The organism is Deinococcus multiflagellatus (genome assembly GCF_020166415.1).
Classification (GTDB): Bacteria; Deinococcota; Deinococci; order Deinococcales; family Deinococcaceae; genus Deinococcus; species Deinococcus multiflagellatus.
This window is the reverse complement of record NZ_JAIQXV010000003.1, coordinates 14,959-32,745: the sequence shown is the minus strand read 5'-3', so window position 1 is coordinate 32,745 and position 17,787 is coordinate 14,959. Positions and strand designations below refer to the sequence as shown.

The following is a 17,787-nucleotide window of genomic DNA, read 5'->3' as shown; positions in this document are numbered from 1 at the left end:
CTCTTACAGCCGCGTCAAATCAGGGTATTTCTGGATGGCCTCGTCTTCGCTGAGGAATTCGCCGGGGGCGTCGGGGCTCCAGATCACCTCGGCGCGGATCAGGTCGCCGGGGGTCACACTGCTGATGGCGCTCAGGGCGGCGCGGGCCTCCTGGGCGGTGGTCACGCCTGCCGGGGGCAGGGCGGCCAGGGCGTGGGCCGCCACGGCGATGGTCACGGCGAGGTACTGGTCGCCGGCCTCGTGCTGAAAGGTGTAGTCCTCGCGGTGCGCGTAGCCGCTGCGGGGGTCGTTGTTCTGGTAGTTGCTGGTGGTCTGCTCGGTAAAGGCGGCGCGGGCCTGCGTGGCCCAGGCGCCCACCTGACTGTCGGCGGTGGCCGCCGAACCCTGGGCACGCTGCACGTGGCCGTACACCCAGCGGTCAGGGTGGCGCAGCAGCACCAGCGCGGCCTCCTGCAGCATGCGGGTCAGGCCCTCGTTGGTGTCGGGGTCGCCGGTCTGGGCCACGCGGGCCAGGGCGCGCTTGACCTCGTCGCCCTCGGCCAGCAGCAGTTGCACGCTCAGGGCCTGCGCGGTGCCGCTCACCGCGCCCAGGCCACGCGCGCCGCCGCCTCCCAGCCCCCGGCGCATGGCGCCCACCACCATGAACACCACGCCGCCCAGAATCAGCAGGCCGATCAAGCCAAAGCCGCCGCCCCCGCCGTACCCAAAGCCGCCGCCGTAGCCGCCGCCACCAATGATGATGGGCCCGCTGTAGCCGCCGCCATACCCGCCGCCGTACCCACCGCTGTAGCCGCCCCCGTACCCCCCACCACGCGAGGGACTGCTGTAGCCGCCACCGCCGTACCCTCCGCCCGAACTGCCAGAGCTGCGGCCCCCAAACCCGCCGCCGGACTGCGCGTGGGCCAGCCCCAGCAGCGGGGGCAACAGCAGGATCAGCAGCAGAAAGCGGCGCAGCGTGGCAAGAAGGGCAGACGGTGCGGTCATACCGCAGTCTACCGGCCGCCCAGAAGGGTGCCTGCACCGTTTCTTATGGGGTTTTTGGCGGTTTTGTTCACAAAGGACCGCGCCGGTGCGCCCTGGGCTGCCCCCGGCAGAGGCGGCGTACACTGACCGGCGTGAGTGCCCGCGCCCCGATCACCCTGAGCCCCGACGCCTGGGACGCCTTTCTGGCCGGCCTGTACGAGCGTGGCGACCGCCTGGACCTGCGCCAGCCGGGCCAGACCTACGCCCCGGATGAGGTGGTGGACGCCTGGGTGCTCAGCGGCCACGCCGAAGCCCTGCGCAGCGCCGAGGTGGACGGCGACCTGTGGGGCACCCTGGAAGACATTGAGGAAGAAGCGGGATCCGAGGCCGAAGCCTGGGCCAAGATCGTGGCCTTTTATCTGGAGCGCGGCTGCGTGCTGGTGCAGGTGCAGGGCCTGGACGAACCCGAAGACTGGATTCTGAGCGAGGACCTTGCCCGCCGCCTGGGCCTGCCGGTGGACGGATAGGGATTGCGGCTTATCCGTTCTGGAAGCACTGGTGCACCCGAACGGAGGGCGAAGGAACAACGCGGACGCAGAGGCGTGGAAGCGCCGAAGTGCAGGGGCTGTCATCCGGAAGCCACATCAGACAGGCTGCCGTCTGTGCCGCACGGCACAAGGAACAGAAACCGGGTCTCCCACGCCACGCCGGGCATTCATTTTCCTTCCCGCGCCGCTTGAATGAAAGCGTTGACATAAACGGCTTGACCGGGGTCTACCTCTACCCTGCCCCCTTCCCCTGGCCCTCCGGCGTGAACCGCCTGTAAATTGCGGCTCATCCCGCACAGATGAGGGGGGCGTAGGCTCTTTCTCATGAGAGAGCATCATTTTCCCCTGAAACGTCTGCTGGTCCTGGGTGCCCTGGTGGGCGCCGGTGCGTACTACTTCAGCCGCGAGCAGAACCGCCGCGCCCTGGACGCCAAGCTGGCCGAACTGGGCCTGAAAGACGCCGCGCACGACGTGGGCCAGAGCGTGACCAAGGGCTGGGAAAAGACCAAGGAGGCCGCCAAGGACGCGGGCGCCGTGCTGGCCGAGAAAGCCGGTGAGGTCAAGGACGCCGCCGCCTCGGGCGGGGTGCAGGCCGCCGCCGAAAAGGCCAAGGACGTGGCCGGCGACGTGAAAACGGCCGTGAGCAGCGCCGCCACGCAGGCCGGGGCCGCTGCCCAGGGCGTGGCCCAGACCGCCAGCGACAAGGCCCAAGACCTGAAGGCCGAGGCCAAGGCGGGCGCCGCGCAGGCCGACAGCGACCTGAAAGCGGGCGCGCAGCAGGCCGCCGAGGGGGCCAAGACCGCAGCCCAGACAGCCGCGCAGGGTGCGGGCCAGAGCACCCAGGATCAGAACGCCCAGAAACCCGCCGGCCAACCCGCCAGCACCCCGGCCCAGGGCAGCGCCCCAGCCCAAGGCGCAGCAGGCCAGGGCCCCCAGCCCCAGGCGAACCAGGGCCAGCAGGGCAATGCGGGCACGGGGCCCAAGCCCGGCAGCAACGGCAAAGCCTGATACTTCACGCCTCTCTCCCCGCCCCTCCGCCCTGGGAGGGGCGCTTTGCTCTTCCGCGCGCCCACACCGTAAGGCGTGTTCCTGCCCGCCCCGGGCACGGGCCGCTACACTCGCCCCATGACGCGCCGGGAGGAGCAGGGCCAGACCCAGACACTGGAGCGCACGCACACCGAGAAGCCCCGGCTGTTTCGGGTGCTGCTGCTGAACGACGACTACACGCCCATGGACTTCGTGGTGATGGTGCTGCGGCGCTACTTTCGCAAGGGCGAGCAGGACGCCGAACTGATCATGCTGGCGGTGCACCGCAAGGGTCAGGGGATGGCGGGCGTGTACCCGCGCGACGTGGCCGAGACCAAGGTGGCGCAGGTCACGGCCCACGCCCGGCAGGAAGGCCACCCGCTGCGGGTGGTGGCGGAGCCGGAATGAAGCACCCAGCGCGCGGCCCCCGGAGGCGCACATGATTGGAGACCACCTGCAAGTCACGATTGCCCGCGCCGCCGACTACGCGCGCGAGGCGGGGCACGAATATGTCACCCAGGAACACCTGCTCCTGGCCCTGACGCACGACCCCGAAGCCAGGGACGCCCTGCTGGCCCTGGGCGTGGACGTGCCGCGCCTGCGCGACGCCCTGCACGGTGCCCTGGCCGACCTGGAGACCCTGCCAGACGCCGAGCCCGATTTCACGCTGGGCGTGCACCGGGTGGTGGAAGGCGCGGTGCTGCAGCTGCATGCCAGCGGCAAGGGCCGCGAGCAGGCCGACGGCGCCCGGGTGCTGGCCGAACTGCTGGAAGAGGACGACAGCGCCGCCCGCGCCGCCCTGGAAGCGCAGGGGGTCACGCGGCTCGACGTGCTGAACTACCTGTCGCACGGGGTGGCCAAGGTGCCCGGCCGCGAGCGCGAGCGCCGCGTGGCGGGCGTGGATGGCCCCGGGGACACGGCCCCCGCCCCGGACGCCGAGCCCGACCCGCTGGCCGCCTACGCCAGCGACCTGACGGCCCAGGCCCGCGCGGGCGCCTTTGACCCAGTGATTGGCCGCGCGGCCGAACTGGAGCGCGTGGTGCACATCCTGGCGCGGCGCACGAAAAACAACCCCGTGCTGGTGGGCGAACCCGGCGTAGGCAAAACCGCCCTGGCCGAGGGGCTGGCGCAGCGGGTGGCGGGTGGGCAGGCCCCGGGCTTCCTGCGCGGCGCGGCCGTGTACGCCCTGGACCTGGGCGCGCTGCTGGCGGGCACGCGCTACCGGGGCGATTTCGAGCAGCGGCTCAAGGGGGTGCTGGCCGCGCTGGACGGCCAGAACGCCGTGCTGTTCATTGACGAACTGCACACCCTGGTGGGTGCCGGCGCCACCGAGGGCGGCAGCGTGGACGCCGCCAACCTGCTGAAACCGGCGCTGGCCCGGGGGCGACTGCGGGTGCTGGGGGCCACCACCCCCGCCGAGGTGCGCCACCTGGAAAAAGACCGCGCGCTGTGGCGCCGCTTTCAGACCGTGGAGGTGCCCGAACCCACCGAGGAGGACGCCCTGGCCATCGTGCAGGGCCTGTCTGGCCGCTACGCGGCGCACCACGGCGTGACCTACACCCCGGCGGCGCTGGAGGCGGCCGTGCGCCTGTCGGTGCGGCACCTGCGCGACCGCTTCCTGCCCGACAAGGCCATTGACGTGCTGGACGAGGCGGGCGCGGCCCGGTCCAGCAGTGGCCAGGGGGGGCGCCTGGACGTGCCCGAGATCGAGGCCACGGTGGCCCGCATGGCCCGGGTGCCGCTGGGGGCGGTCAAGGCCGAGGAAGTCACCTCGCTGGCGACGCTGGAAGCAGACCTGAAGGCGCGGGTGTACGGCCAGGACGCGGCGGTGGGGGCGGTGGCGAATGCCGTGAAGCTGGCGCGCGCCGGGCTGCGCGACCCGAACAAGCCCCAGGGCATGTTTCTGTTTGCTGGGCCCACGGGCGTAGGCAAGACCGAACTGGCCCGCGCGCTGGCCGAGCGCCTGGGCATTCATCTGGCGCGCTTTGACATGAGCGAGTACCAGGAAGCGCACACGGTGGCCCGCCTGATCGGCGCCCCGCCCGGCTACGTGGGCTTTGACCAGGGCGGCCTGCTCACCGACGCCGTGGCCAAACACCCGCATGCGGTGGTGCTGCTCGACGAGATCGAAAAGGCGCACCCGGACGTCTACAACCTTTTCCTGCAGCTGATGGACCACGGCACCCTGACCGACCACACCGGCAAGAAGGTGGATGGCCGGGGCCTGATCCTGATCTTCACCACCAACGCGGGCGCCGCCGACGCCGCGCGCCCGGCGCTGGGGTTTTCCCGCATGGGCCGCAGCGGCGAGGAAGCCGAGGCGGTGAAGCGCACCTTTACCCCCGAATTCCGCAACCGGCTGGACGCCACGTTGCACTTTGCGCCGCTGTCTCCGGCCGTCATGGACCATGTGGTGGACAAGTTCCTGCGCGAGCTGCAGGCGCAACTGCAGGAACGGGGCGTCACGCTGACGGTCACCCCGGCGGCCCGCGCCCGGCTGGCCGCCCTGGGCTACGACCCGGCGCTGGGGGCCCGGCCCCTGGCCCGCGTGCTTGACACCCACCTCAAGCAGCCCCTGGCTGACGCCCTGCTGTTCGGCCACCTGAAAGGCGGCGGGGTTGCCACGGCTGATGTGCAGGACGGACAGCTGGTCGTGACCTGAGCGCCAAACCGGGTGAGGGGCTCAGCCGCCTCTGGCCCAAGACCGGCAGGAGTGGCCGCCGCGTCTGGCAGGGGGGCGGCATGCGGGCTGGCCGCTGACCCTCACCTGGCGTCTGCCCCAACGCCCCATCAGGCACCGGTTCAGGCGCACGGGGGCCCGCCAGCACATCCGGGAAACCGCCGCATGTTCCGGCGCCGCAGCCCTGCGCTTTACGGTGAAAAGGGCAAAATGACTGTGGGCTCCGCTATGAACTGAACGCAAAGGAGGTAAAGGTTTAGTGCCTTTCTGCTCACGCCGTGTTCCCACTTAGCCGGGAAGATGGCAGGCATGAAACCGACCCTGCTGGTTCTGCTCACCGCTGCCCTGCTCGCGTCCTGCGCGCCCAAGAACGACGCCGCGACCACCACCACCGAGACCACGACCACCTCAACCGACACCAGCGACGTGGGCACCGCCGACACCAGCACCGATACGGCCACGACCGACACCACCGACGCGGCCAACGACCCGGCGGATTCCGGCGCCGACAGCACCCTGACCAACAACGACGACGCCAACGCGAGCGAAGAGATGGACATGGCGATGGGCAACGGGCTGGAAGGCACCGTGACCGACTTTAACGGCACGGGCCAGAGCTTTACCCTGAACGAGAACGACGCCAACTACGCGGTCAAGGTTTCGCCGGAGACCGTGTACGAAGGCGGCGCCACCACCGCCGAGGAATTCTTCGGCACCGACCGCGCTGACGCCAAGGTCGCTGTGGAAGGCAAGATTGACGAGACCAGCAAAACCCTGAACGCCACCAAGATCACCCTGAACTGATCCGCTTTGCCTGCGCCGGCTCTCCTCGTGGGGGCCGGTGCTTGCTGGGGTCGCCGTGCAGCCTCGGGCTGCCCGCAGCCAGACCCGTATTCTTGCCCCATGCCGTCCTCCCCGCCCATGGTCCGCCCGGCCACCCCGGACGACGCCGCCTTTGCCGCGCCGCTCATTCAGGCGACCATTGGCCGCATCGGCTGGGCGCTGACGGGCACGCAGAGCGATGAATCGGCGGCGCGGGTGATTCAGGCCCACTGGGCGCAGCCTGGGCACCGCTTGAGTCTGGAGCGCGTCCGGGTGCTGGAGCGGGCAGGCGAGCCGCTGGGTCTGTCGGTGGCCTACCCCGGGGCCAACGCCTGGGCGCTGGATGAACCCTGGCGCGCCCGCCTGCAGGCCCTGGGCCAGCCGGACGATATAGAGAGTGAGGGCACCCCCGGCGAACTGTACCTGGACACGCTGGCCGTGGTGCCGGCCGCCCGGGGCCAGGGCCTGGGGGCCCATCTGCTGGCGCACACCGCCCACTGGGCCGCCGGGCTGGGCCTGCCCCGGGTGGGGCTGCTGGTGGAGGCCGACAATCCCGCTGCGCGCCTGTACGCCCGCGCCGGCTTTCGCCCGGTGGGCACACGGCAGCTGGCCGGGGGGACCTACACGCACCTCGTGCGCCCCGTCTCTGCCCCTTCGGAGTGACCCTGCCCATGCGCGCGGGCGTTATGCTCGGCAGCGTGCGTGCCGCTGTTGTTGTTCTGGTTGCCCTGGCGGGTGTGGGCGCCCTGCTGGCCCCTGCCGTTCCCTTTCTGAGCCGCTACGGCACCCTACCCAAAAAAGCGGATGGCCCCGTGAACGTGCTGCTGGCCGGCGTGGACGTGAACTACGACGACACGGCCCCAGTCTGGCCCTACCCGGCCAAGCCCGAAAATTACAATGGCCGCACCGACACCCTCATGCTGGCGCAGGCGTGGCCGGACGGCCGCGTGAACCTGCTGAGCATCCCGCGCGACTCCTGGGTGAACATCCCGGGCTACGGCTGGGGCAAGATCAATGGCGCCAACGCGCATGGCGGCCCCGGAATGCTGGTGCGCGCCGTCGAGAGCCTGACGGGCATGCGGGTGGACGCCCACGCCCTCCTGAGCCTGAACGCCCTGCCCGCGCTGACCGACGCGGCGGGCGGCGTGACCGTGGACGTGCAGCAGCCCATGAAGTACGACGACAACGCCGGCCACCTGCACATTGACCTGAAGCCGGGCCGCCAGCGCCTGAACGGCGAACAGGCGGTGGGTTTCCTGCGCTTTCGCAAGGACAACCTGGGCGATATTGGCCGCATTGCCCGCCAGCAGCAGTTTCTGGGGGCCCTGGCCGCGCAGGCAAAAAACCCGCTGCACTGGTGGCGCCTGCCCGCCATGGTGGGCGCGGCGGACCGCAACATGAAAACCAACCTCAGCCGGGCGCAGGTGGCGGCCCTGCTGGGCGCGGCCCTGGGCGGCGTGAAGCTGCAAACCTTCAGCGTGCCCGGCGATTTCGGTGCCGGCGGCACCTGGGCGGTGGACCGCGCTGCGCTGCGAACGACCCTCGCCAAGCACTTCCGCGACCCCAACGACCCGCGCTCACTGGGCGTGGCGGTGGTCAACACCGACGCCCCGGACGGCAGCGCCCGGCGCCTGAAAGCCCGCCTGGAAGCCCTGGGCTACAGCAACGTCTGGATCGTGAACGAGGCGCGTGCGCCGGCCACCACCACCGCCACCGGCGAGGCCGCCGCGCGGGTGCTGCAGGACGTGGGCCACGGCGCCGTCTCGCAGGCCGCCGGAGCCCCCGGCGCCGACGTCACCGTGCGGCTGGGCAACGACACCCCGGGCGAGTAAAGCCGCCCGCGAGGGCCCCCACCTTTCTGTCTAGACACCATCTTCTGAAACGATTCAGCCCGCTGGATTCACCTGTTACCCTGCCCGCATGACCCCCTCCCTGAGCGGCGAACTGAAGTGGTGGCAGAGCGGCATCATCTACCAGATCTACCCGCGCTCCTTTCAGGACGACAGCGGCGACGGCGTGGGCGACCTGCGCGGGATCACGCGGCGCCTGCCCTACGTGGCCAGCCTGGGGGTGCAGGCGGTGTGGCTCTCCCCCATCTTCAAAAGCCCCATGCGCGACTTCGGCTACGACGTGGCCGACTACTGCGACATTGACCCCCTGTTCGGCACCCTGGCCGACTTTGACGCGCTGGTGGCCGAGGCCCACCGCCTGGGTCTGAAGGTCATGCTGGACTATGTGCCCAACCACACGTCCTCGGACCACGTATGGTTCCAGGCGGCGCTGAGCGGCAAAGACAGCGACCAGCGCGACTGGTACGTGTGGCGCGACCCGGCCCCGGGCGGCGGCGTGCCCAACAACTGGAAGTCCTTTTTCGGTGGCCCGGCCTGGACGCTGGACGAGGCGAGCGGCCAGTACTACCTGCACCAGTTTTTGCCCACCCAGCCGGATCTGAACTGGCGTAACCCCCTGGTGAGAGAGGCCATGTTCGAGGTGCTGCGCTTCTGGATGCGCCGGGGCGTGGACGGCTTCCGGGTGGACGTGATCTGGCTGCTGGCCGAGGACGAGCGCTTTCTGGACGAGCCCGAGAACCCCGAGTGGAAAGAAGGCCAGCCCGAGCACTGGCGCCTGCTGCACCCCTACACCCAGGACCAGCCCGAAACCCATGAGTACATCCGGCAGATGCGCGCGGTGCTCGATGAATTCGAGGACCGCATGATGGTGGGCGAGATTTACCTGCCCATAGAGCAGCTGCTGCCCTACGCCGGCACGGCCGACGCCCAGATGGTGCACCTGCCCTTTAACTTTCACCTGATCCTGATGCCCTGGCGCCCGGAGGCCGTACGCGCCTTTGCCGACCGCTACGACGCGGCGTGCCGGGCGGCGGGCACCTGGCCCAACTGGGTGCTGGGCAACCACGACCAGCACCGCTTCAAGACCCGCCTGGGGCCAGCGCAGTACCGCGTGGCCCAGACCCTGCTGCTGACCCTGCGCGGCACCCCCACCGTGTACTACGGCGACGAGATAGGCATGGAGAACGTGCCGGTGCCCCCCGAGCGCATGGTGGACCCGGCCGGGTTGCAGCAGCCAGATGTGCCCGGCGCCAGCCGCGACCCCGAACGCACGCCGATGCCCTGGGACGCGGGCGAGAACGCGGGCTTCAGTGCGCCCGGCACCACCCCGTGGCTGCCCCTGGGCGACGACGCCGCGCAGCGCCATGTGGCCGCCCAGGAAGCGGACCCCCACAGCGACCTGCACTACTTCCGCGCCCTGACCCGCCTGCGCGCCGACCACCCGGCGCTGGTGGGCGGCACCTACCGCAGCGTGGACGCGGGCGAGGGCGTTTTCGCCTTTGTGCGCGAGGGCGACGGCGAGCGCCTGACGGTGCTGCTGAACTTCAGCGGCGAACACCAGGACCTGGGCGAGCTGACCGGGGGCCAGACCCTGCTGAGCAGCTGGGGCGACATGCCCGCCAGCGGCGCGCCCCTGCGCCCCCATGAGGCCCGCATCCTGCGCTGAGCGGAAGTGGACGGGAATGGGCGGCCTCTCGCGGAGGCGGCCCGTTTCTGATGGCACCAGGGTGAAGGCATGTGGGCTGGCTGCCAGCTTGACGCCCGGCGGCCCCACCTGGCACCCAGAAACCGGACTTGTGCCCGCGCTTCGCGGCCCACTGACCCCGCTGTTTTTGCCTGGCCCTGCAGCGAAGCCGCGGAGCGGCGCCGCAGCGGGAGGCAACTGGGTTCAGCGCCCAACACGGCCCGACCGACGCTGCCCCCGCCACCGCTTTGAACAGCCTGCCCAGCCGCGCTCATGGCGTCATAGCGGTAACCACATCACCTGAAGGGTTGACCTTCAGGTGATGTGGGGCGAGCGAAGCGAGTGACCGCGACAGACAGCGGTTGGCGTGGCGTTGAGGGGGGTGCTGTTCTCTCCAGGGCGGAACGGATGACCGCTGTCAGCCCGTTCATTAGGCTCACCCTTCCAGGCCGCCCACCCCCTGCCCTGTGCAGAGACAGCCTCTTTTCACCCTGGGGCGACCCTGATTTGTTCTCCTCTGACCGCCCTCAGTAGGGCAGGCTCGCCAGCCGCAGCAGTTCCTGGCGCACCTGCGCGGCGTCGCCGGGGCGCTCGCGGCGCTCGGGGTGGGTCAGGGCCAGGTGCAGGGCGCCCAGGGGATCACTCGTCAGGGGGTAGGGCTCTTCAGGGTCAGGCAGGGCGCCGTACAGGCCCCAGCCCAGCAGCACGCCCACCCCGTACAGGTCGCTTTCGGGGCCCAGCGGCTCGCCCCGGCGGGCTTCGGGGCTCTGGAAAGCGGCGGTGCCCAGGCGCGTGGGCGTGCTGAACACCTCGAAGGCCGGGCCCGACAGGTCGTAGTCCACCAGCTTGGCGCTGCCGTCGTCTTCCACCATCACGTTTTCAGGCTTGATGTCGCGGTGCACCAGCCCCAGGCCGTGCAGGTATCCCAGGGCGTCCAGCAGATGCACCAGGGTCAGTAGAAAGGGGCGGCGCTCGGTGGTGGCGGCCGGGCGCTGGCCGTAGCGGCCAAACAGCACCTCGCCGCGCGCCAGGGTGCTGACCAGCGCGGGCTGACCGTCCACGGTGGTGCGGGCCATCACGCGCACCAGCCGCGTGTGGTCCAGGTGGTGGCCGTGCTGGTATTCCCGGTCGGCGTAGCCCTGCAGGTGGGCCGGAAAGATCTTGACGGCGCAGGGCTGCCCCGTACGGTCCACGGCGAAGTACACCAGACTGTGCGACCCACGGCCCACCGGCCGGACCAGTCGCACGCCGTCTCCCACCACCTGACCCGCCAGAGGCATCAATTCAAACTACACCACCTTGGGGGGGGTGCGCTTCTCCCCTCCGGGGGCAGCGGCCCAGCGGCAGCGGCGCACTGGGCACAGCGGCGCGCCGCAGACACCGCGTGGGCGCCCCTGGGGCGGCCCCGGGCGCCAGCCCCCGGGCTGCACTGTCAGAATCGAGGGCATGATCCAGCTGCCTGCCCGCTCTGGCCCGTCCAGAACCAAACTGGATGGGTCTCGCCCTCGGCGCTGTCGCGGCCCCATGTCCGGCCACCCCGTTTGTGCCGGAAGGCGCGCCAGGCCACACCAGCGCGGCGCTGCGCGGGCCAGGGCATGAAAGGCTACGGCCTGGTCCTGGGGGGCGGCGGGGCGCGGGGGCTGGCGCACCTGGGGGTGTGGGAGGTGCTTGAAGCCCACGACCTGCGCCCCGCGGTGGTGGCCGGCACCAGCATGGGCGGCCTGGTGGGGGCTTTTATTGCGGCCGGCTACCGCGCCGACGAACTGGAGCGGCTGGCCCGCAGCGTGTCGTGGCGGCGCCTGCTGGACCTGCGGCCCACGCCGGGCCTGATCCGGCAGACCACCCTGAGTGCCTGGCTGGCGCAGCACCTGCCCGAAACGTTCGAAGAACTGCCCACGCCGCTGGCCATCACCGCCACCGATCTGCTCTCGGGGCGCGCGGTGTACCTCACGCGCGGGAACCTGCACGACGCCCTGCGCGCCACCACCGCTTATCCCGGCGCCCTGGAGCCGGTGCCCTACGAGGACATGCTGCTGTCTGACGGCGGGATTCTGAACCAGTTGCCGGTGGACGCCGCGCTGTTCCTGGGCGCGCGGCAGGTGCTGGCGGTGAACGTCACGGCGCCCGACCCCCTGGAACTGGAGGGGCGCCGCACCCTGCCCTGGCGCCGGGGGGGCGCGACCCTGGGGCCGGTGCGCGCCCTGCGCCGGGCCGTGGAGATCATGCAGGCGCAGCTGACCGACGCCCGGGTGAACCTCTACCGCCCGGACGTGCAGCTGCGCCCGCAGCTGGGTGACATTGACCTGATGACCTTTCACCGCAGCGACCAGGCCATTGCGGCGGGGCGGGACGCGGCGCAGGCCAACCTGGCGCGCCTGCTGACCCTGCAGCCGGCGCCGCGCCCCAGCACGTAGGGGGGCCCCCCCGGCCCTGGCCCGCCGGGCGCTATGCTGCTCGGTGCATGACCAGACCAGACAAGCCCGCCCTGAGCCCCCTTCAGAAACTGTGGAAGGAAGTGCTGGAACCCATCGTGTTCGCGGTGGTGATCACGCAGTTTGTTGCCACGCTGGTGGGCGTGGACGGCGTGAGCATGATGCCCAACCTGCGTGACCGCGAGCGCGTGTTTGTGCCCAAGTACGAAACGTGGCTGCACAAGGCGGGCATTGGCGAGTTCAAGCGCGGCGATATCCTGATTTTCAAGCCCCCGCGCGAGGCCAGCGCCAAGATTGAAAACCTCACCAAGGCCGCGCCCCTGAACCTGTGGACCTACCGGCCCTTTCTGATCAAGCGCCTGATCGGCCTGCCCGGCGACAAGATCCGCATTCAGGGCGGCGAGGTGAGCGTGAACGGCGTGAAGCTGGATTCAGGCTGGACCACCGATTTCTGGAAGGCCCAGGGCTGCTGGGACACGGAAAGCCCGGTGGCGAATCTGGCGCAGTCGAGCCGCATTGGTGAGCGTGGGTTCATGCAGAGTGTGAACGTGGTCCAGGACCAGGAAGAGTTCACGGTGCCGGCGGGGCACTACTACGTGATGGGCGACAACCGCACCGCCACTGGCTCGGAAGATTCGCGCATCGTGGGGCCGGTGCCCCGGCGCGATGTGGCCGGGCGAGCGGCGGCCGTGGTGTGGCCCATCATGCGCAAGGTCAATGTCAAAGGCGCCTGCCAGATCGGTGCCAAGCCTGAGTTCAGCGGCGACAGCGTGCTGAACTGGCGGGTGCTAAGCCGCCCAGCCGCCTTTACCGAGTTGCAGAACGCCCTGAACCGCTGAGCCGAACGGCCCTTCTGCGCCCTGCAGGGCCCGCTGGGTTCAGCGCCGCTTAGGGCAAGGGCCGCTGGCCCAATCCCCTGCGCCGCCCCGCCGCCGACCACGGCGCGGGGCGGCAAAAACGCCGTCCAAAGCGCCGCTCGGGCCGACTAGCCCCGGCGCGCGGGCGGTCCTTCTCCATCACCCATCATCCATCAACCGTTCCCCCTTCCAGCAGCTCCACCTGCCGCCCGTCCGGGTCCTGCACGAAGGCCATGTCGCGCCCGCCGGGGCTGGGCTGCAGGTCGCGGGTTACGGGCACGCCCTGGGCACGTAGCACTGGCAGCAGGGCGCGCAGGCCCTGAACATGCAGGGCGATGTGCTCGGCCCAGTGGGAGTGGGGCGCGGGCACTTCCCCGCCCACCTCGAAAAACTGCAGGCGGCCCGTGCCCAGGCGCACCACCGCGCGGCCATAGCCTTCGGGGGTGGTGAGCTGCTTTTCGACCACGCCGCCCAGGCGGGTGTAAAAGGCCACGGCGGCGGCCAGGTCGCGGGTCAGGAAGGAGACGTGCTTGAGCATGGACCCCAGGGTATCCGCCCGGGAAGGTACGCTCGGGGCATGGCTCCCCCACCCTGGCACCTGCGTGGCCGCGCCTGGATGGCCGTCTATGCCCGCCCCCAGCCCGGCGCGCTGCTGCTGGTGCGCTACAGCCACTCGCCCGTGGGCCCCTACGACGAGGTGATGTGGGTGGCCCTGGGCGCCCCCAGCCCCGCCGGGCCACGCCCACAGGTGACGCGCATTGCGGTGAGCACGCCGCAGAGCGTGGCCTGGGGCCGGGCGAACTGGGGCATTCCCAAAACGCTGGCCCGCTTCGAGTGGCTGGGCACGCCGGAACGCGGGCAGGTGCGCATTCAGGAGGAGGGCCGCCCGCTGGCCCACCTCGCCTTTCAGGGCTTTGGCCCGGCGCTGCCGGTGTCCACGGCGCCCGTTCCCGCCCCCTGGCGCACGCTGGCGCAGCCCCGGCTGGACGGCAGAGCCGGCTGGTGGCTGACCCGGGTGGGCCTGACTGGCCGCGTGCAACCCGCCCGCCTGAGCGTGGTGGACGCCGGGGCCCTGCACCCGGGCCTGGACCGCGTGCGGCCCCTGGTGGCGGTGGCGGTGCCGTCGGGCCACCTGCACTTTCCGGTCCCCACGCCTGCCTGACCGGTCGTTCGGGGTCAACCATCCCCGGGGCGCGGTGGAATAGTGCCGGACATGGAATACCGCAAGTTGCTGGGCACCGACCTGACCGTGAGCGCGGTGGGCTTTGGCGTGTGGACGGTGGGCACCACCTGGTGGGGCGTCAAGGACGAGGCGATGGGCAAGGCGCTGCTGAGGCGGGCCTTTGACCTGGGCATCACTTTTTTTGACAACGCCGACACCTACGCCTCGGGCCGCGCGGAGGAGTTGCAGCGCGAGGCCCTGGGGGACCTGCGCGACCAGATCGTGATTGGCACGAAGTTCGGCTACGACATCTACAACCACCCCGACCGCCCCGGGCAGCAGGAGCGCCCCCACGACTGGTCGCCGGCCCACCTGCGCCGCGCGCTGGAAGGCAGCCTGAAGCGGCTGGGCACCGACCGCATTGACTACTACCAGCTGCACAACCCGCGCATGGACGCCATCCTGCGCGACGACCTGTGGGCCGAACTGGACCGGGCCAGGGCCGAGGGCCTGATTCTGGCCTACGGCACCGCCCTGGGCCCGGCCCAGCACGAGCGCCAGATTGAAGAGGGCATAGCCAGCGTGCGCGACCGCCGCGCGCCCACCCAGATCATCTACAACCTGCTGGAACAGGCGCTGGGCGAGCAGATTCTGCCCGTGGCCGAGGAGGTGGGTGTGGGCGTGATGGCCCGCGTGCCGCACGCTTCGGGGCTGCTGGAAGGCTACATGAGCCTGGACACCGAATTTGAACCCGGCGACCACCGCAACTGGCGCATGACCACCAACGCCCGCCGCAAGGCCTGGATGGAAGATGGCCTGAAAAAGGTGGAGCAGTTGCAGGAAGGTTTTGTGCAGGGCAAGGGCCGCACCATTGGCCAGCTGGCGATTCAGTTCGCCCTGCGCTCCCCGGCGATGGCGAGCGTGCTGCCCAATATCTACTCCGAAGAGGGCCTGCGCGAGTACGCCGCCACCTTTGACGCCGCGCCCCTCACCGACGAGGAATTCGAAGGCATTCAGACGCTCTACCGCGCCAACTTCGGCATGACCCATGACCTGCGCGGTCAGGTGGTGGCCCAGTGAGTGGTGAACAGGTGAGCGGCGAGCGGCCTGAAGGTCAGCGCCCTGAGGGTCAGCGGCCAGAAGGCGCGCCGCCTGCGGCGGCTGGCCGCCCCGGCGGCGCCCCCGGTGGCCGCCCGAAGATGATGGTGGACCTGGACCCCAGCGGGCAGGTGACGCAGAGGGAACCCGACCGCGCCCAGCGCCAGTTTCTGAACTACGCCTTTTTCAAGCTGGACCCCACCTTTCGCCGCCTACCGCACGCCGAGCGCGAAGAACTGAAGGCCGAGTTCCTGGCCGCCGCCCAGGGCTGGGTGGACGACGCACAGGCCGAGCAGGGCCTGATTCAGCGCCCCTACTCGCTGGTGGGCGTGCGCGGCGACGTGGATTTCATGCTGTGGCGCATCGCCTTTGACGTGCGCGAGTTTCAGGACGCCCAGGCCCGGCTGAACCGCACCCGCCTGATGGGCTACCTGTCGCAGCCCTACAACTTCGTGTCCATGAACAAGCGCAGCCAGTATGTCAACCGCGTGGAGGGCAGCGGGCACGGGCTGGAAATCCTGCCGGGGCAGGGCAAATTCCTGTTCATCTACCCCTTCGTGAAAACGCGGGCGTGGTACGACCTGACCCCCCACAGCCGCCAGGGCATGATGGACGAGCACATCTACGCCAGCGGCCCCTTCAAGGGCGTGCGGATCAACACCAGCTACTCCTACGGCATTGACGACCAGGAGTTTGTGGTGAGCTTCGACTCCGACCACCCGCAAGAATTCGTGGATCTGGTGCACCGCCTGCGCTACACCGAAGCCAGCATGTACACCTTGCAGGACACCCCGATGTTCACCTGCGTAAAGAAAGAATTGGCCGAAGTTCTGAACGACCTGGGCTGAAGCCAACCGTTGCCACGTCCATCCCAGGCCAGTCCCGGGATGGACGTTTTGCTGTTCAGGGCCCAGACTCCTGCTCAGCATGACCGCCGGCGAGTTCTTTACCGTTCCCGGCCTTCAGCCCGCAGAGATTGGCGCGTGGGTGGACACCTGGCTACGCCAACCGGGCGGCAATCTGGGGCTGGCCCCTCGCCAGTGGGAAGGCCCGCTGCCGGTGGCCATTACCGCACTGCGCCGTGCCTGTGGCCCGGAGCCCGGGATGGAATACCCCGAGCCAGCCGAGCGGTGGACCGCCCGGCTTGACGCGCTGATGCAGGCCCACCAGCGGGGAGCCCGCTTTGCCCCGCTGATCGTGCAGCGCCGTGGCGACGTGCTCTCCGTGCGCGACGGCAACCACCGTCTGGGGGCGCTGGAACAACTTGGGGGAACCGAAGCCTGGGTGGTTATCTGGTCGGACGGCGTGGGCTGAGGCGAACAGCGCGGCAGGGACCAGACCAGCCCACGCTCCTCCCCCAGGCGTGGGCTGTTCTGGCGTGGGTGTTCTTACGCCGTCAGCACCCCTATCGCGCGGGCCAGTGCCTCGTCGTCAATCTGGTGGTGGAGCACAAACCGCACCGAATCCGGGCCCAGGGCATTGGCCAGCACCCCCTGCTCGGCCCAGGTGGCGGCCCGCTGGGCGGCGTCTGGCACCGCGGCGTACACGATGTTGGTCTGCACGGCGGCCAGATTCACGCGGAAGCCGGCGTTCACCAGTCCCTCGGCCAGCACGCGGGCGCGGCGGTGGTCTTCGGCCAGCCGGGCGGGGCCTTCTCGCAAGGCCACCAGCGCGGCGGCGGCCAGCACGCCCGCCTGCCGCATCCCGCCGCCCATCATCTTGCGGTAGCGGTGCGCCTGCTTCATGGCCGCTGCCGAGCCAGTCAGCACACTGCCCACCGGCGCGCCCAGCCCCTTGCTCAGGCACACGCTGACGGTGTCGAACATGCCCGTCACTTCGCGGAGTTCCACGCCCAGCGCCACCGCCGCGTTGTATACGCGGGCGCCGTCCAGGTGAAAGGGCAGTCCTTCTTCGGTGGCCACCGCGCGGATCTGGTGCAGCACTTCAGGGGAAATCACCGTGCCACCCGCCTTGTTGTGCGTGTTTTCCAGGCTGATCATGCCGGTGGGCGACTGGTGAATGCTGCGGCGAATGGCGGCGCGCACATCCTCGGGGGCGGGCACCCCCAGCGGCGCGGGCACAAAACGCGGCACCACGCCGCTGAAGGTGGCCATCATGCCCAGTTCCCACTCGTAGATGTGCGAGCCCTCGGCGCAGATGGCTTCCTCGCCCCGGCGCGTGTGCAGGGCAATGGCGACCTGATTGGTCATGGTGCCGGACGGCATGAACAGCCCCGCCTCGTGGCCGGTGAGGCGGGCCACCTCGGCCTGCAGGGCATTCACAGTGGGGTCCTCGCCGTACACGTCGTCGCCCACGGGGGCCTGGGCCATCGCTTCACGCATGGCCGGCGTGGGCGTGGTGACGGTATCCGAGCGCAGATCAGCAATCACGGGCAGGGGCATGAAGCGGATGCTACGCCGGGGCGGGGCCCGTGGGTCAGGGGGCGTCCAGCCGGGCGGGCAGGGGCGGCTGAGCGCTGAGGACAGCCACCCAGTCGGTCCATGCGACATGAGGTTGCCCCCTTGCTCTTGGCGCGGCGCGGACATGCCCTCCCTTCACCCCGGTGCTGGGGGGTACAGGGCGGCCGTTATCAGCCCAACGCCGACCCCCATCGTCAGTCCCTCCACGCCGCTTGAGAAGGCGAAGAACGCCCCTCCAGTTGTGG

18 protein-coding genes are annotated in these 17,787 nt (G+C 70.2%); 14 read left to right on the top strand and 4 right to left on the bottom strand.

Annotated features, from left to right (window positions below):
• Positions 1-3: 3 nt before the first annotated feature.
• Positions 4-984, bottom strand: coding sequence for a DUF1517 domain-containing protein (locus K7W41_RS05250; protein WP_224605423.1), 981 nt, complete (start codon positions 982-984; stop codon positions 4-6).
• Positions 985-1,115: 131 nt separating this feature from the next.
• Between K7W41_RS05250 and K7W41_RS05245 the strand changes: the two genes are divergently transcribed.
• The 8 genes from K7W41_RS05245 (at position 1,116) to K7W41_RS05210 (ending at position 9,555) form a co-directional block, all read left to right on the top strand.
• A complete protein-coding gene (locus tag K7W41_RS05245) occupies positions 1,116-1,490 on the top strand; it encodes a hypothetical protein (protein WP_224605420.1) in 375 nt (124 codons plus the stop codon).
• 345 nt (positions 1,491-1,835) lie between these two features.
• On the top strand, positions 1,836-2,519 hold the full coding sequence (locus K7W41_RS05240) for a YtxH domain-containing protein (protein WP_224605419.1): 684 nt from the start codon (positions 1,836-1,838) through the stop codon (positions 2,517-2,519).
• 117 nt (positions 2,520-2,636) lie between these two features.
• Positions 2,637-2,945: an ATP-dependent Clp protease adapter ClpS gene (clpS, locus tag K7W41_RS05235; protein WP_224605417.1), complete on the top strand. Its 309-nt coding sequence runs from the start codon at positions 2,637-2,639 to the stop codon at positions 2,943-2,945.
• Positions 2,946-2,976: 31 nt separating this feature from the next.
• A complete protein-coding gene (locus tag K7W41_RS05230; RefSeq protein ID WP_224605415.1) occupies positions 2,977-5,199 on the top strand; it encodes an AAA family ATPase in 2,223 nt (740 codons plus the stop codon).
• Positions 5,200-5,526: 327 nt separating this feature from the next.
• Positions 5,527-6,021, top strand: coding sequence for a hypothetical protein (locus tag K7W41_RS05225; protein WP_224605414.1), 495 nt, complete (start codon positions 5,527-5,529; stop codon positions 6,019-6,021).
• A 99-nt stretch (positions 6,022-6,120) separates the two neighbouring features.
• Positions 6,121-6,702, top strand: a complete 582-nt coding sequence (locus K7W41_RS05220) for a GNAT family N-acetyltransferase (RefSeq protein ID WP_224605412.1) — start codon at positions 6,121-6,123, stop codon at positions 6,700-6,702.
• Positions 6,703-6,737: 35 nt separating this feature from the next.
• A complete protein-coding gene (locus tag K7W41_RS05215) occupies positions 6,738-7,871 on the top strand; it encodes an LCP family protein (protein ID WP_449508525.1) in 1,134 nt (377 codons plus the stop codon).
• Positions 7,872-7,959: 88 nt separating this feature from the next.
• Positions 7,960-9,555: an alpha-amylase family glycosyl hydrolase gene (locus tag K7W41_RS05210; RefSeq protein WP_224605410.1), complete on the top strand. Its 1,596-nt coding sequence runs from the start codon at positions 7,960-7,962 to the stop codon at positions 9,553-9,555.
• A gap of 545 nt (positions 9,556-10,100) precedes the next feature.
• Here the strand turns inward: K7W41_RS05210 and K7W41_RS05205 are convergent.
• Positions 10,101-10,853, bottom strand: a complete 753-nt coding sequence (locus K7W41_RS05205) for a serine/threonine-protein kinase (protein ID WP_224605408.1) — start codon at positions 10,851-10,853, stop codon at positions 10,101-10,103.
• Between the two features lie 315 nt (positions 10,854-11,168).
• On the opposite strand from K7W41_RS05205, the gene K7W41_RS05200 reads away from it, so the two are divergent.
• Positions 11,169-11,987, top strand: coding sequence for a patatin-like phospholipase family protein (locus K7W41_RS05200; protein ID WP_224605406.1), 819 nt, complete (start codon positions 11,169-11,171; stop codon positions 11,985-11,987).
• A gap of 47 nt (positions 11,988-12,034) precedes the next feature.
• Positions 12,035-12,844, top strand: a complete 810-nt coding sequence (lepB, locus tag K7W41_RS05195) for a signal peptidase I (RefSeq protein ID WP_224605404.1) — start codon at positions 12,035-12,037, stop codon at positions 12,842-12,844.
• 184 nt (positions 12,845-13,028) lie between these two features.
• Here lepB and K7W41_RS05190 read toward each other — a convergent pair whose 3' ends face one another.
• Positions 13,029-13,400: a VOC family protein gene (locus K7W41_RS05190; RefSeq protein ID WP_224605402.1), complete on the bottom strand. Its 372-nt coding sequence runs from the start codon at positions 13,398-13,400 to the stop codon at positions 13,029-13,031.
• Positions 13,401-13,439: 39 nt separating this feature from the next.
• On the opposite strand from K7W41_RS05190, the gene K7W41_RS05185 reads away from it, so the two are divergent.
• The 4 genes from K7W41_RS05185 to K7W41_RS05170 all read left to right on the top strand — a co-directional run bounded on the left by K7W41_RS05185 (position 13,440) and on the right by K7W41_RS05170 (position 16,436).
• Entirely contained in the window at positions 13,440-14,024 is a 585-nt protein-coding gene (locus K7W41_RS05185) for a hypothetical protein (protein ID WP_224605399.1), read from the top strand.
• A gap of 51 nt (positions 14,025-14,075) precedes the next feature.
• Positions 14,076-15,104 (top strand): aldo/keto reductase, encoded by a 1,029-nt coding sequence (locus tag K7W41_RS05180; RefSeq protein ID WP_224605396.1) that lies wholly within the window; start codon positions 14,076-14,078, stop codon positions 15,102-15,104.
• 119 nt (positions 15,105-15,223) lie between these two features.
• A complete protein-coding gene (locus tag K7W41_RS05175) occupies positions 15,224-15,970 on the top strand; it encodes a chlorite dismutase family protein (RefSeq protein WP_224606169.1) in 747 nt (248 codons plus the stop codon).
• Positions 15,971-16,049: 79 nt separating this feature from the next.
• Positions 16,050-16,436, top strand: a complete 387-nt coding sequence (locus tag K7W41_RS05170; RefSeq protein ID WP_224605392.1) for a hypothetical protein — start codon at positions 16,050-16,052, stop codon at positions 16,434-16,436.
• Between the two features lie 74 nt (positions 16,437-16,510).
• Here K7W41_RS05170 and K7W41_RS05165 read toward each other — a convergent pair whose 3' ends face one another.
• Positions 16,511-17,524 (bottom strand): threonine aldolase family protein, encoded by a 1,014-nt coding sequence (locus K7W41_RS05165; RefSeq protein WP_224605389.1) that lies wholly within the window; start codon positions 17,522-17,524, stop codon positions 16,511-16,513.
• Positions 17,525-17,787 lie beyond the last annotated feature (263 nt).

Bases quoted from the DNA above. Each gene is read 5' to 3' on its own strand.
- lepB (WP_224605404.1), top strand. From the start codon at position 12,035: ATGACCAGACCAGACAAGCCCGCCCTGAGCCCCCTTCAGAAACTGTGG.
- K7W41_RS05230 (WP_224605415.1), top strand. From the start codon at position 2,977: ATGATTGGAGACCACCTGCAAGTCACGATTGCCCGCGCCGCCGACTAC.
- K7W41_RS05250 (WP_224605423.1), bottom strand. From the start codon at position 984: ATGACCGCACCGTCTGCCCTTCTTGCCACGCTGCGCCGCTTTCTGCTG.
- clpS (WP_224605417.1), top strand. From the start codon at position 2,637: ATGACGCGCCGGGAGGAGCAGGGCCAGACCCAGACACTGGAGCGCACG.
- K7W41_RS05175 (WP_224606169.1), top strand. From the start codon at position 15,224: ATGATGGTGGACCTGGACCCCAGCGGGCAGGTGACGCAGAGGGAACCC.
- K7W41_RS05185 (WP_224605399.1), top strand. From the start codon at position 13,440: ATGGCTCCCCCACCCTGGCACCTGCGTGGCCGCGCCTGGATGGCCGTC.
- K7W41_RS05170 (WP_224605392.1), top strand. From the start codon at position 16,050: ATGACCGCCGGCGAGTTCTTTACCGTTCCCGGCCTTCAGCCCGCAGAG.
- K7W41_RS05205 (WP_224605408.1), bottom strand. From the start codon at position 10,853: ATGCCTCTGGCGGGTCAGGTGGTGGGAGACGGCGTGCGACTGGTCCGG.
- K7W41_RS05165 (WP_224605389.1), bottom strand. From the start codon at position 17,524: ATGCCCCTGCCCGTGATTGCTGATCTGCGCTCGGATACCGTCACCACG.
- K7W41_RS05240 (WP_224605419.1), top strand. From the start codon at position 1,836: ATGAGAGAGCATCATTTTCCCCTGAAACGTCTGCTGGTCCTGGGTGCC.
- K7W41_RS05190 (WP_224605402.1), bottom strand. From the start codon at position 13,400: ATGCTCAAGCACGTCTCCTTCCTGACCCGCGACCTGGCCGCCGCCGTG.
- K7W41_RS05200 (WP_224605406.1), top strand. From the start codon at position 11,169: ATGAAAGGCTACGGCCTGGTCCTGGGGGGCGGCGGGGCGCGGGGGCTG.
- K7W41_RS05225 (WP_224605414.1), top strand. From the start codon at position 5,527: ATGAAACCGACCCTGCTGGTTCTGCTCACCGCTGCCCTGCTCGCGTCC.
- K7W41_RS05210 (WP_224605410.1), top strand. From the start codon at position 7,960: ATGACCCCCTCCCTGAGCGGCGAACTGAAGTGGTGGCAGAGCGGCATC.
- K7W41_RS05220 (WP_224605412.1), top strand. From the start codon at position 6,121: ATGCCGTCCTCCCCGCCCATGGTCCGCCCGGCCACCCCGGACGACGCC.
- K7W41_RS05180 (WP_224605396.1), top strand. From the start codon at position 14,076: ATGGAATACCGCAAGTTGCTGGGCACCGACCTGACCGTGAGCGCGGTG.